At 45.6% G+C, this 12403-nt stretch carries 8 protein-coding genes; all 8 read right to left on the bottom strand.

What is annotated here, in order from left to right:
• Positions 1–26 precede the first annotated feature (26 nt).
• The 8 genes from MHH50_RS14840 to MHH50_RS14805 all read right to left on the bottom strand — a co-directional run bounded on the left by MHH50_RS14840 (position 27) and on the right by MHH50_RS14805 (position 12395).
• On the bottom strand, positions 27–1589 hold the full coding sequence (locus tag MHH50_RS14840; RefSeq protein ID WP_076309414.1) for an extracellular solute-binding protein: 1563 nt from the start codon (positions 1587–1589) through the stop codon (positions 27–29).
• Between the two features lie 209 nt (positions 1590–1798).
• Positions 1799–3496 carry a histidine kinase gene (locus tag MHH50_RS14835; RefSeq protein ID WP_340034537.1) on the bottom strand — a complete coding sequence of 566 codons (1698 nt, stop codon included), beginning with the start codon at positions 3494–3496 and terminating at the stop codon, positions 1799–1801.
• Between the two features lie 128 nt (positions 3497–3624).
• Positions 3625–4650, bottom strand: a complete 1026-nt coding sequence (locus MHH50_RS14830) for a response regulator (RefSeq protein WP_076276512.1) — start codon at positions 4648–4650, stop codon at positions 3625–3627.
• A 171-nt stretch (positions 4651–4821) separates the two neighbouring features.
• Positions 4822–5685, bottom strand: a complete 864-nt coding sequence (locus MHH50_RS14825; protein WP_076125649.1) for a carbohydrate ABC transporter permease — start codon at positions 5683–5685, stop codon at positions 4822–4824.
• A gap of 18 nt (positions 5686–5703) precedes the next feature.
• A complete protein-coding gene (locus MHH50_RS14820) occupies positions 5704–6597 on the bottom strand; it encodes an ABC transporter permease subunit (RefSeq protein WP_076190487.1) in 894 nt (297 codons plus the stop codon).
• Between the two features lie 179 nt (positions 6598–6776).
• A complete protein-coding gene (locus tag MHH50_RS14815) occupies positions 6777–9137 on the bottom strand; it encodes a glycoside hydrolase family 95 protein (RefSeq protein ID WP_081390433.1) in 2361 nt (786 codons plus the stop codon).
• A 170-nt stretch (positions 9138–9307) separates the two neighbouring features.
• Positions 9308–11122: a hypothetical protein gene (locus MHH50_RS14810; RefSeq protein WP_340034536.1), complete on the bottom strand. Its 1815-nt coding sequence runs from the start codon at positions 11120–11122 to the stop codon at positions 9308–9310.
• Between the two features lie 289 nt (positions 11123–11411).
• The gene (locus tag MHH50_RS14805) at positions 11412–12395 is read right to left on the bottom strand and encodes an aldo/keto reductase (RefSeq protein ID WP_076184577.1); all 984 of its coding nucleotides are present in this window, start codon (positions 12393–12395) and stop codon (positions 11412–11414) included.
• Positions 12396–12403: the final 8 nt, after the last annotated feature.

The raw sequence follows: 12403 nt of genomic DNA, 5'->3' as shown, positions 1-12403 counted from the left end.
AATGAAGAGGCTTCCTGAGAATCTATCTATTTCCGGCTTTGCTGATTAAGGATTCCCTCATTATTTTTGTAGCGTTCTGTTGCTTCTTTTAAGATTTCTTCGCCGCCCTTTTGCTTATATTCCTCGATGACTTTTGGGAAATCGCTAATCGGTTCTTTGCCATAAATCATTTTGACCATATGGTCTATGATCAGTTTTGGTGCCTGATCGGGACGTTTGGAGGCAAGATCAGGGAACTTGCTGAAAGACTCCAGATCAGGTACAAATCCGATGCCCCCTAAGCCTTCTTTACTCAGAGTTTCATCCAATGCTTTCAAAACATCTTTACCACCCGTAAGCAGCTCAGTTCGTTCGCGGTTGATTGTTCCGTCCCCTACCCAGCGCAGCTGTGTGCGGAATTTCTCTTCATCTTGGGCAGCCTTGTTCTCTGGCAGCTTATAATCAACTTTTCCGTCTTTTACCGTGTAATTCTCGCCTTCAATCCCAAAGCTATAGAAATTACTGGCTTCCGGGGTCTGCATCCATTCAAACATTTGGATAATCCGGGCAGCCTTTTCTTTACTGACTTTATTGTTGATATACAGTGAGGTATTGACCGAACTATACAAACCGTATCCTTTTTGTCCATTGTCACCGGTTGGCGACGAGATAATATCCACTTTCGCTTCCGGATTGGATGCGGCGATCTGGGTCCGGAAATCCAGAAGATTCTGCGCATTAGCTGTCCAGATCCCTGCATTGCCTGCAGCAATATTTTCACCATACTGTGCCGTTTGAATTGTCGCAAAATCCTTCTGAATGAGGCCTTCGTCATACATCGTCTTGTATACGTTCAGTGCTTTTTCCATATTCTCGGAATTATAAAATTTGGGTACGATCTCTCCATTATCCTCTGTAAACTGATAGCCAAGCGCGTCATATGCACCAAATGCGATATCAGCATACTTGAAGTTCTCACGCATCTGATAAGGAGCGCTCACACCGAGTTTCTTAAAAGCGCGTAGCACATTCAAGAAATCCTCAATCGTCACAGGTACCGGAAGGCCTGTTTTCTCCAATAAATCAGTTCGGATAAAAGTGGCACGTCGAGACGGATTGCTGAGCCAAGTCGGAATGCCATATATTTTTCCATCGTAGCTGACTTCATCCCATGCTTCCTGCGGGACAACCTTCATCAGGTTGGGCGCATTCTCCTTCAGCAGATCATCCAGCGGCATAAAAACACCAGCCTGAACCGACCCAGCCATCGATTTATCCGTAGCCCCTCCGACATTTTGAACCACATCCGGGATATCACCGCCGGCAAACATAACAGCCATTTTGGAATCAAAGTCCTTCAAAGGAATTAACTTAATGTCTAAATCGACATTCGCCCGTTTCTCTAACTCCTTGACCCACTTATCGGTGTTAATGTCTTTAGAACTTTCCGTGTAAGCGTTTCCGCTTGTGTTTAACGAAATACTAAATTTAAGCGGTTTTGATTCGCCTGCTGCATCGACGTTACCGTCCGATGTTTCATTGCTTCCGCATCCTGCGACGAGACTTGAGACAAGCGCCGTGGATAGGATCAGACTAACCCATTTTTTCATCTGGATAATCCCCCTTATTAGTATAAAAAGGTATTTGGTTTACCTGTATCCATCATAAAGCTGTATCAACAGCACTCCCATGGGGTGGATTATTGTGGGATGTGTTTTTTTGTGATCGGTTATCGTTTTAAAAAAAGGCCATCCCCAAAAGTCCGCGGCTCGGACCTCAGGACAGCCTTTTGATCCTCTTTCTCTTCGGTGATTAGCACCTATGCATTAAGTACTTGATGTTCCTTCCTTCCGGAAATCGGCATTCTCATGATCATGCGTGTTCCGCATTCTGGACTGCTTTCTACGTCAACGCCGAATTCTTCTCCGAAGACAAGCTGAATCCGGCGATGAACATTTTGCACACCGATGCCGCCTGGGCTTCCTTTCCCTTCCTCCACATCGGCAAGTCGATTTTCACTCAATTTGAGGCGAAGTTCTTCAAGCCGCTCCGGGGTCATCCCGCTGCCATTATCCGTAATGCTGACCCAGAAGATATCGCCATCCTCTCCAGCATCAATCGTAATTGTGTGATAATCTTCAACACCATACCGAAAGGCGTGCTGGAACACATTTTCCACAAGTGGCTGTAAGGTCAAGCGAACCATTTTGCGCAGAAGCATTTCAGGCTTTATCCGCACATCGATTTCAAACGGCCTTCCGATCCGGTGATTGATAATGACCATATAATGGATGACATGCTTCAGCTCATTTGCTACGGTTATCTCTTCAAGATTGGTGCGCACCGAATAATGCAGCATGTAGGACAGGGCTCCGACGATTTCTGATATTTCATCTGAATCCTGAATTACTGCATAGCAGACCACCGTTTCGAGCGTATTGTATAAAAAATGAGGGTTGATCTGCAGCTGTAAGGATTGGAATTCGGCCTTCTGCCGCTCAGCTTCCATTTCCTTGTTCTTCAGTTCTGACTGATACACGGTGTCCACAAGCTCTGACAGGCGGGTTACCATCAGATTGTAACGAACGATAAGCCCAGTGACCTCATCCTGGCTTTTCGGAAGGGAGATTAATTCCCAATTCCCTTTTTCGGTCTGGCTCATTCCTTTCATCAGTATACGGATGGGTGTAGTAACGGACTTACCAAATCGGCTTGCCAGAAACAGCGCTATCATAAATGTCAAAATCGCGACAACAATAATATAATTCCGGATGGTAATTAGCGGCTTTTGCAGCTGAGTGTCTGGGATGGATACAACCAGATGCCAACCGGAATATTCCGCATTACGGCTGATATAAGATTTTTCCACGCCCTCTGCCGAACTGCGGAACATCGCCTCTCCTGCTTGCTCAATTTGCTTGCCAAGACTATCGGGAATCAACGTCCCTACTTTGTTTTGATCGTTATGATATTGAATCCTGCCTTCGCCATCTACAATAAAAAAATAGCTTTCGGGACCAAGATCGATTCCTTTCCATAACGTAGAGAGCTCCTCCGCTTTGACTTCGATGCCTACAAATCCTTTCATCTCTGGTGACTGAAGACCGCGAATGCTGCGGATTAAGGTCAACATCGGCGTTTGATCCCCACGGATACTGTAATTGATTACATTCAACTGTCCACTGACATCTGTATGTTCTTTGAAATACCGGATCTGTCTAGCGGTGTCTTCCTGTGTAAAAGATGGCGCTGAACCGCCATTATAATAATAAAGCGCATTCCCGGAATACCCGATAATATATAGGGCTTCAATCTCGGGATTGCGAATCCATACAGGTTCAACAATAGCATCGCGAATATCGGTCGTGTAGCGGTAATTTTCATATTCCTCACGATCTGCTGATAGATCAATATATCTTTTAACTCTCAAATCCGTTAGTAGCGCCACGGTCGACCGTTGATAGGATGAAATATAGAGATTGGTATGATGAACTGCATTATTTACGATCTGAATCATTTGGTTTTCAGTGCTTGACTGCAATTGCTTGGCAGAAATGCTGTAAAAGGAAATCCCCAGCGCTGACAGGGAAAGTAAGATGACAATGGTAAAATAAAATAGCAGCTTCCGGCTGAGGGTTGCTCTCATTATTCAATGCCAAACGAAGCACGGTATTCCGAAGGTGACACACCCACGAGATTTTTAAATGTCTTCGTAAAATGAGGATAATCCTCGTAACCTACATGAATCGAGATGTCACTGATTGTCATGGTGGGTACGGCAAGAAGTCTGCGCGCTTCCTCCATTCGTCTCCGGATCCGATAGTGTACGAAGGTTTCCCCCGTCATTTTTTTGAATAATGCGCTGAAGTAGGTGCGGGCAAGTCCCACCCGTTTGGCTACTTCTTCTAACGACACATCCTCAGCCAGATGTTTATCAATGAAAGCTTTTGCTTCTTCAACCGGGTCCTTATAGTTGCCTTTGCGAGTAAGCTGCAGCTCCGCAAGTATACCGTTTATTATCGCGACAAATGCTAACATCGTTTCTTTTTTCGTATTGGCGGCTTTCACATCTCCACAGCACCGGGACGGAGGCTTCCAGCCTCGGCGTTCCAAGCGATCTACGATCATTTGCAGACAATCATTCAGCACTGCATCCATGCTAAAGACGTTCAATCCTTCAAATAAACCCGATGTTTCTCTTTCATCAAGCAGACGGTTTGTCTCATCACGTTGCAGCAGCCAGATGTGTTGTTCCAGCTGTTCGGCCCAATCCACGTATTTATGAACAGGAATAATGCTGCCTGTCATGCCGGATATCAGTTCTCTCAGCATATCATGCACATCCTGCTGGAGAACCGGCTTCAGTAAATACCGTTTAACGCCATAGGCCATTGCTCGTTGTGCATATTGAAAGTCATTGTACCCGGAAATGACTGCCACCTGGACATGACTGTAATCACGGTGAATTCGTTCACATAAATCAAGGCCATCCATCCGCTTCATGCGCAAATCTGTCAGCACTAAATGCGGTTCTAGCTTTTGGATCGTTTCTAAGGCTGCTTCGCCGTCGTCGGCTGTATAAATCGCGGTGAATGAGACCGGATAACGCTGGACCATCTTCACCAATCCTTTTTGAATGACAGGCTCATCTTCTACAATCAATACTCGCACTTGTATCAAATCCCTTCCGGAATGGAATCAGAATCAGTTGTCTTGTGGTATGAAATTGATTTGAAGTTGCGATTATTGGCAACGCTTCCATTTTTGAGTTTGGATTATATCTTACCATATTTTGATAAGCAGATGGCTGTTTCTTTTAAAGGATGATGCAAGCTGATTAATTTAAGACTTAATAGATCCGATTAACATCCCTTTGATAAAATACTTTTGCAGAAACGGATACACGATAATAATCGGTATGACGGAGACGACAATAACTGCCATTTGCACACCTGCCGGAGATACTTCATTTACGTTTTCTAATAAGCTGCCCGCTTGCCCAAGGTCGTTACTCAGTACGATTTCCCGAAGCCGCAGCTGAAGTGGATAAAGCGCTCGTGTATTGATAAAATACAACGCCGATGAATAAGAATTCCAATGGGATACCGCGTAAAACAAGCCCATAGTTGCCATAACAGGTTTGGACAAAGGAAGGATGACGCTCCACATCGTGCGCAGCTCTCCCGCTCCATCCATTCGCGCGCTGTCTATCAGCTCAGTAGGCAGGGCTGAGAAAAAAGAACGCATGATGAACAGGTTATATGCACTGATGGCCGATGGGATGATTAATACCCATAAAGAGTCGATCAAGTGCAAGTTTTTGATGACCATATAGTTCGGTATGAGCGGAGCGTGAAATATCATCGTAATTAGGATTAAAATCAGAACTCCTTTGCGCATCGAATATTCGGATCTGGATAAAGGATAGGCCAGTGATGCAGTTAAAATCAGATTAATAAGCGTTCCGACAACTGTAATAAATATACTTACCATGAAAGCTCTCCAGATGGAGGTATCCCCAAGAATAACTTGATAATTCATGAGCGTCCAATCTACAGGGAATAGCTTAACCTCGCCTGCATTAATGGCATGAGTGCTGCTAAATGATTTGGCGAGCACATGCAGCAGAGGGAAGACCATCAAGCACCCGACCAGCATCAGAAATATATAGTTGAAAACGTCAAATAGGCGACCTTTATTTTTCATTTACTCTTCGACTCCTTTCTAGTAAAGTCCATCCCCTGATGCTTTTTTACTAAGCGTATTCCCGATCATGACTAGCAACAGTCCGACGACCGATTTAAAGAGGCCTATAGCTGTTGTATAGCTGTATTGCTGATCAATAAGACCCACTCGGTATATATAAGTATCGAGAATATCTCCATTGGTCTCATTAAGCGAATTGATAAATACAAACACTCGCTCAAAGCCAAAATCAAGGAAGTTACCGATATGAAGCAGAAACATAATCATGATAGTGGGCAAGATCGTCGGGATCGTTATAGATAAGGTTTGTTTCCAACGATTTGCTCCGTCAATCCGAGCCGCTTCGTACAGCTCAGGATTCACAGCAGCGAGTGCGGCTAAATAAACAATAGTTCCCCATCCACTGTCTTTCCATATGCCTGTTCCAACCAGGATGGTACGAATATACGAGTCCTCGCCCAGAAAATAAACGGAGTCGAGCCCAAAAGTATTTAAGATCTGGTTCACGATACCTGTCGTTGGGGACAAAATGCCAATCATAATCCCCCCAATAATGACCCATGAGAGAAAATGGGGCAAATAAACGACGGTCTGCAAAATCCGTTTATAGAAAGCTTTTCTCACTTCATTAAGAAGGAGGGCGAATATTATGGGAACCGGAAACGCAAAGACCATATCATATAGGCCGATCAGGATAGTATTTTCAAGAATTCTCAAAAACTCTGGATAGGTGAACATCCGCCGGAACTGATCAAGGCCAACCCACGGACTGCCTGTAAAACCTTTGAATATGTTGTAGTTTTGAAAGGCCATGATGGAACCCGCCAAGGGTAAGTATTTAAATACGATAAAAAAAATAATGCCTGGAAGTGAAATGAGATATAGCGCCTTATATTTGCGCAAATTGGTCATTCGTCTTTGGAATGGGGAAAGATCTGGCCTGCTCGCTGGCAATGCGGCTGGCACTTGTTGTGGCATAAATATCGCTCCTTTGGTTGCAGTTTGGGTTTTGTTGTATGGCTAATGTTAATCCAATATCCAGGTCTTCAAAATGGAGATTTTTCGGCTTGCCTGTGTTTTATTACGATTGACTATTGTGCACGAATCTTGCGGGACTTCCCTGCAACTGAAGAAAAAGTATATTCAAATCCCTGACCATCGCTAATAAGAGATTGTTCTGGCAGATCGAGCGGAACAGCAGACGAAATTCGATATTCAGCGGTAACCGTAGAGTGAATCGTCGCTTCATCCAGCTTTCCTTGGCTCCAAGAAAGATCAACGGTAAAACCACCTCTTGCTCTCATCCCCCTTATGCTGCCTGAAGACCACTCCTTGGGAAGGGCAGGTAATAGTCGAAGTTCTCCTCGGTGGGATTGCAGCAGCATTTCTGCTACCCCTGCTGCTCCACCAAAATTGCCGTCTATTTGAAAGGGTGGATGGCAGTCTAAAAGATTCGAATACGTGGAGGAGGCTAACAGTTTAATTAAATGCTCATAGGCTTCCGCACCCATACCGAGACGGGCATAAAAGTTGACGATCCATGCCCTGCTCCAGCCGGTATGACCTCCACCTCCGTCAAGGCGGCGTTCAAGCGTTCGCCGGGCTGCTGCGGCAAGCTCAGGGGTGTGCCTCATGTCAATCTGTTCCCCCGGATGTAATGCGAACAACTGAGAAATATGCCGGTGACCTGCGTCTTGCTCTTCGTAGTCAAACAGCCATTCCTTAATCTGTCCATGACTGCCCACACTCGGCTGTGGAATGTGTTCAAGCGTCTCATGTAGTTCAGAGAGAAACATTGTATCTTCTTCTCCGATAATTAATGCCGCTTCTGAACAGGCGGATAGCAATGTATATGCGATTTGCAAATCCATGGATGGTCCCATACAGAGGCTGCCGTTGCTTCCGTCCGAAAGTAGGAAGCGGTTTTCCGGGGAGACAGAAGGCCCAGTAATTCGTAAGCCACCTTCCTCTACCATGTAATCAAGCAGAAAAATCGCTGCTTCCTTCATCACTGGATAGGCCCTTTCCTTGAGAAAAGAAAGGTTCAGTCCAAACCGGTAGTGTTCCCACAAATGAAGGCATAACCAAGCAGCACCCATTGGCCAGACCGTGCAGGTAATTAGGATGCCTTCTGGTCGGGTTTCCGCCCATAAGTTAGTGTTATGATGAGCAACAAAACCGCGACAGCCATACATTTCTTTTGCCGTTTCTTGACCGTTCAACTGCATCCGTTCGATCAGATCAAACAGCGGTTCATGGCATTCAGCCATATTTAGGACTTCGGCAGGCCAGTAATTCATCTGGAGGTTAATATTAATTGTATATTTTGATTCCCATGGCGGGGTAAAGCTATCATTCCATATGCCTTGCAGATTAGCAGGCAACGTACCTGGTCGAGAACTGGAAAGCAGTAAGTAGCGCCCATACTGTACATATAGTGCAACTAGTCCCGGATCACCAGACTCATTGGGATTGCTTCTTTCATCTTTTGCTTGCTGTAAACGCTGTAATCTCTTATCGGTAGGAAGCTCTGCGAACGGGTCTCCATCCCTAGTTAAATCGATTGAAAATCGAGCAAACCGGGACTTGTATTCCTCCTTATGCTGCTTTATTAGAGTTGCAAAAGACTGAGCCGTAGCTTGATCCAATTGCTCTAGACAGGCTTTTTCAGGTTGATCTACACGGAAGGTACTCTGCGCTGCCAGCATAAGGGTGACGGAGTCTGCCCCCTCAATAGAGATGAAATCCCCGATGAGCCTCTGGCGGCCCCCTTGTTGAACTGCCCTTAGTGCTGTGCAAAAGCGAACGCCATCCGCTCCGCATTCCCCATTCATTAAAACTGTGTTTGCAGGACCAGTGCTACAGCCGGTATCGAACGGACGACGCATAAGATTCGCAGCCAACGTGATCTTGCCAAGTCTGTCAGCTGTCAATCGGACTACCAATACACCGTCCGGTTCACTTATAAAATATTGCCTGTAATAGCGAACCCCGCCACAACGGTACGATACCGTAACGACCGCTTGCTCCAAGTCGAGCTCCCGCTCATATTCTTCTATAACCTCACTGGAATCCAGAAACTTTAAAATCAAATCTCCAAGTGGCTGGTACGGCTGCTCATATTTTGGTGAAGCAGTCATAGCCATTCGTGCCAAATGTTCTGCCTCCGCCTGCCTGCCGTCTTTCAGCATTTGCCGAATCTCTGTTAAATATGGCTGAGCTGCAGGATTAGCTGCACGTCCAGGGCCGCCGTACCAAATTGAATCTTCGTTAAGCTGGATTTTATCTTGGCCGATCATACCGGACACCATTGCCCCGAGGCGCCCATTTCCTATGGGAAGAGCCTCATTCCAATTTGACGCCGGGTTTGTATACCATAATCGAAGACGTTCTGATTCCTGCTTGGTTGCCGGTAATGCCACCTCTTGTTTCGCTCGTCTTCTTTCACTCAACTCTTGTTCACCTGGCCTTTCCTATTTTCAGGTCATATCATTCGTCAGTAACTCCACTTCCTATGCTACTCTTGATCCTGATGTCTCTCCATGGCATAGATTGTTAGGGGTTGTGTTTTTTTATGATCCACACTAAAAAGGATGCGGAAAATTCCGCACCCTACTGTAAATTATTTTTTTATATTACTGAGCGCATTTCGACCTAAACGTTCCATCAGCTGCTGCTTGTAGAGACTATTAATGACGACATGTTGACCGCAACTGCACCAATATCCATCTTCACGGGGCCGGGAATCATAATCGTTAGGAACCAGTCCGGGTATCTTGCTACCAACATGGCCAATGGCGTAGTTTTGAGCGGTTGGTGGCCGCTGTAAAGTTAGCTCTCCTTGTGTATTCCAAGTCACATAATTCGCACCTGCCCAGCCATGTCCGCTGCCTAACCACGCCCTATCCCGAATAGAGATGGGAGCTTTGATATTATCGAACAGGCCTCCGACTGACCAGCGATGATGAGGTTCACTGGTGTTATAATTTTTAACAGCTTCTCCATCCAGAAATACATTCGGCCCCGGTACCCAGCTATCGACGGTGAACGCATGCCGCGCCGTCTCTGTATAAATACGTTGAGCGAGATTTAGCTGGCCCATCTGATGTATGACATAACGGCGACCCCCAGTAACCACACTGATCATATCGTACATTTGACAGTCCTGAACCGTAACCCATTTGGAATAACGCTTCATTTGAACGAGAGAATAGGACAGATGGTAACCTCTCACCTCTCGAACCCAGCCATTCTTCACACTGTTGAACACGACGAAACGTTCAGCATGTTTTTCGTCCGCATAATAAGGATCTGTTGTATCGTTATCCATCTTAATATCTATAATGCTTGGGTCAAAATCGGACTCTACCCTCATTTTCTCTACCCCCACCTGCTGAATGCGGGCATGGTCTGTATATTTATAGATCTCTCCGCCGCCCCACTGACGTTCGATAGCATTCGCCAATGGGGCATCGACCGTAATCGTATTACCTACAATAGCAGTGATGACTCGGTCAAAATCCAGATTGAACGGTGACCATTGGGTTACGGTTCCACCCGGGCGCTTATAGATGTTATCCATACCAATTTCGTGAATCCAGTTTTTATTACCTATTCTGCGGACTATGATCTGATCGCCTACATTGTAAGCACCCCCGTCTTCTACATGGAAAGAACGCGAGCCTGAGGGCACATACAAATCTGAAATCATCTGCTTCGAGTTGCTGTCCAGCATAAGATCTGCATTTTCACCAATTTCAATTAGATTTCGCAGTTTCGCTCCGGTACCATAGAGAATAGTGCCCTCTTTGTCCTGACCTTCACCGCGAAGGACGATCCCGCTTGCTTTAATGAACAACGTGCCTCCGACTTCATATCTGCCTTTTTTCAAAAGGACTGCCCCGCGGAATCCGTTCTTATCGAGCGGGAGCATAGCCAACTGGTCAATTGCCACCTGAATACGGTCCGTCGCGTCTCCGTCCAAGGGTAGAACGGTCGACTTAACGGGAATATTCGGGATCTCAACACCACCACCCCTATAACCCGCATTAGAAAAGTCCAAGATCCGATTACCTCGATAATCACCGATATACATCATCATTCCATCGTTACCAAGGAAAGCGATTGTGCTCTGTCCCGCGGGGATGCTCTTTGGATCCAGCACGGTAAAATAATATGAGTCATACTGAGGAGCTTTTCCGTCCTGCTTGAGGGTCATTCGCAGTTCATAAGTACCCAGTAGATCAGCCGTGCCTAACGGTGTCCATTCCATTAACGAGTCTTTAACCATAGGAGTCTCAGGCAACTCAGTCACCAGTTTCGTTCTATCAAAAATCAATTCACAGGCAACCCTTCCGTTAACACACGGTGTGAAGGAAACCGTCGGGTACACCTGACTTGGATTGAGGATGGCTGGTTGGCCAATTTCAGTATTCATGTGCGTATGCTTCAATGTGGAATTAATAATAAAGAGTTCATCTCCTTTTCTATATTCACTCTCACATATCGGATACATATTACCTTGGCTTAAGAAGAATTAACATGTCATTTTTATCGATTGGAATGTGTTTTCTTATTCACCTATTTATGCAAACCCTTGCACCCGCATGGTGCTGAGCAACGATTAAGCCAAACTAAAGACAAGTTTCTAAAGGCACTAAATGGTAGATGAAAGTTTAGCTTAGGTAAAAAAAAGGCGCGATCCCCAAGGGTATCACGCTTTTTATCTAGCTTAGATTTCCTATAACTGGGTGTGGCACATAAGGCTCTTCCAGACTCGCTATTTCACTTGGCTCCAGCTTCACTGATACCGCTGCAACGGCGTCCTCCAGATGATTTGCTTTGGTTGCACCAATGATAGGCGATGTTACTTGCTCTTTTTGCAGAACCCAAGCAAGCGCTACTTGGGCACGTGGAATCCCGCGCTTTGCCGCAATTTCGGCAACTACCTCAACAACCTTGCGGTCAGCCTCAGCCATTTTTGCATAAAATGCCTTTCCGACTTCGTCTATCTCTGAACGAGCTGTTTGTTCATTCCAATCACGGGTTAGTCGACCTTTAGCAAGCGGACTCCATGGGATCACACCGATTCCTTCTTCCCGGCAAAGAGGCAACATTTCCCGTTCTTCTTCCCTGTAGAGTAGATTCAAGTAATTTTGCATAGAGACAAATTTAGTCCAACCGTTACGCTCAGCAACATGCTGTGCCTGCAAGAACTGCCAAGCATACATAGAGGACGCTCCAATATATCTAACTTTACCTGCCTTTACTACGTCATGAAGGGCCTCCATGGTCTCTTCGATAGGAGTGTCATTATCCCAACGATGGATCTGGTATAGGTCCACATAATCTGTGCCCAGCCGTTTTAGACTGTTGTCTATTTCGGTCATAATCGCTTTGCGTGAAAGTCCTGCTCCATTTGGTCCCTGATGCATCCGGAAAAACACCTTTGTAGCAATGACTACCTCATCGCGGCGAGCGAATTCTTTTAAGGCACGTCCGACAATTTCTTCGCTTGTTCCGTCAGAGTATACATTAGCCGTATCAAAGAAGTTGATGCCAAGCTCCAGTGCTCTTTTAATAAAGGGTCTGCTCTGCTCCTCATTTAGCGACCACGGAGCCATTCCACGTTCAGGTACTCCGTAACTCATACAACCAAGACAAATTCTAGATACATCCAAACCAGTACGACCAAGTTTTGTATATTCCATTAGTTTGT

This window comes from Paenibacillus sp. FSL H3-0302 (assembly GCF_037982245.1).
Classification (GTDB): domain Bacteria; phylum Bacillota; class Bacilli; order Paenibacillales; family Paenibacillaceae; genus Paenibacillus_AQ; species Paenibacillus_AQ odorifer.
Note: the sequence above shows the minus strand (reverse complement) of the source record. Positions and strands in the feature narration are given on the sequence as shown.

Excerpts from the sequence above, each read along its gene's own strand:
- MHH50_RS14825 (WP_076125649.1), bottom strand. The coding sequence starts at position 5,685 with ATGAAAAATAAAGGTCGCCTATTTGACGTTTTCAACTATATATTTCTG.
- MHH50_RS14835 (WP_340034537.1), bottom strand. The coding sequence starts at position 3,496 with ATGATTCAGATCGTAAATAATGCAGTTCATCATACCAATCTCTATATT.
- MHH50_RS14805 (WP_076184577.1), bottom strand. The coding sequence starts at position 12,395 with ATGGAATATACAAAACTTGGTCGTACTGGTTTGGATGTATCTAGAATT.
- MHH50_RS14820 (WP_076190487.1), bottom strand. The coding sequence starts at position 6,597 with ATGACCAATTTGCGCAAATATAAGGCGCTATATCTCATTTCACTTCCA.
- MHH50_RS14840 (WP_076309414.1), bottom strand. The coding sequence starts at position 1,589 with ATGAAAAAATGGGTTAGTCTGATCCTATCCACGGCGCTTGTCTCAAGT.
- MHH50_RS14810 (WP_340034536.1), bottom strand. The coding sequence starts at position 11,122 with ATGAATACTGAAATTGGCCAACCAGCCATCCTCAATCCAAGTCAGGTG.